The sequence below is a fragment of the Halomonas sp. genome (genome assembly GCF_033549285.1).
GTDB lineage: Bacteria > Pseudomonadota > Gammaproteobacteria > Pseudomonadales > Halomonadaceae > Halomonas.
Genome location: NZ_JAWSUJ010000072.1, coordinates 1 through 1,575, shown reverse-complemented (window position 1 = coordinate 1,575; position 1,575 = coordinate 1). Strand labels below are relative to the sequence as shown.

General features: G+C 71.8%; 1 protein-coding gene. It reads left to right on the top strand.

Annotated features, from left to right (window positions below; translation table 11 throughout):
• On the top strand, nucleotides 1–1,575 hold a 1,575-nt coding region (locus SCI24_RS14995), incomplete at both ends, for a PAS domain S-box protein (protein WP_318726162.1).

The window sequence follows — 1,575 nt, the reverse complement described above, 5'->3', positions numbered from 1 at the left end:
CCTACCGCTTTGGCCACGATCCCGCCGCCACCTTCCTGGGCTATCTGAGCATGGCCCTGTGGCTGCTGGGCAGCTGGACCCAGCACAACGAGCGGCTGGCCAGCGCCGAGAAGCTGGCCGGCAATCTGGCCATCAGCCTCGAGGAGGTCACCCGCTCGCGGGCCGAGCTCATCCAGCGCATGGCCAAGCGCTGGCAGGCGGCCGGCGGCCTGCCGGAGAAGCAGGTACGCGAGGAGGAGGCGCGCAACTACTTCGGCGACGAGGCGAGCCTGCAGGCCCTGGTGTTCCTCGACGGCGAGGAGCAGTCACTGTGGCGCCGCGGCCGGCACCCCCGGGCCCTGCTGTGGCTGATGGACCGGCTGGTGGAGCCGGAGACCCTGGCGTGGCTTCGCGAGGTCGAGCGACAGGGCGGCGAGATGGCCTGGCGCTTCCCCGATCCCGCGCGGCCGCGCATGATCACCCTGGCGGTGCGCGCGAGCGGCGGCAGCGAGCAGATGATGCTGGCGGTCCTCGACCTCGACGTGCTGATCCACGAGACACTGCGCCGCAACACCGGCGACTTCCGGATCACCATCGCCGGCCATGGCCAGCCGATCAGCGTGCTGCCGGCCCCGTCGCCGAACGATGGCTGGCATCCGCTGGCCACCGCCGAGGCCCGCCTGCCCGAGGGGCCCCGGCTCACCCTGACGGCGGCTGCCACGCCCCCGCTGTTCGCCTCGCTGCCCGGCAGCCTGCCCCTCGGGGCCGGCCTGGTGGGGCTGCTGCTCACCTACCAGCTGATCATCGGCCGCTCGCTGGTGGCGATCCGCGACGAGCAGGCCCGCGCCCTGAGCACCAGCGAGCAGCGCTTCCGGTCGCTGTTCACCCAGAACCCGGATGCGGTGTTCGCCATGGACCGCCACGGGGCCTATCGCAACCTCAACCCCATGACCCAGGCCATCATCGGGATGGGGGAGCGCGACTGGCGGGGCCTGACCCTCCGCGACATCGTGCACGAGGAGTCGACGACTCCCGCCGACCTGCAGCGCGTGGAGGCCGGCTTCCAGACGGCCGCCAGCGGGCGGCCGGACAGCCTGACGATGCGCTACCACCGCCAGGACGCCGCGCCCCAGGACCTGGAGGTGACCTTCCTGCCGATCCTGGTCGATGGCCACGTCGACGGCGTCTTCGGCATCGCCAAGGACATCAGCGAGCGCCTTGCCGCCGCCCAGCGCCAGCGCATCCTGGAACGCAGCCTGGAGGCCAGCAGCAACGCCGTGGTCATCACCGACGCCCGGCAGCCCGGCCACCCGGCGGTCTACGTCAACCCCGCCTTCACCCGCATCACCGGCTACCTGGCCCGGGACGTGCTGGGCCACTCGCCCCGCTTCCTGGGGGGACCGGACACCGACGAGCGGGATGTCGCGCAGATCCGCGCCGCCCTGGCCGAGGGGCGCACCCTCTCGATCACCCTGCGCGCCCACCGCCGCGACGGCTCGCCGTTCTGGAATCAGGTCTTCCTCTCGCCGGTCCACGATGACGACGGTGTGGTGACCCACTTCGTGGCCATCATGAACGACATCTCAGAGCGCAAGG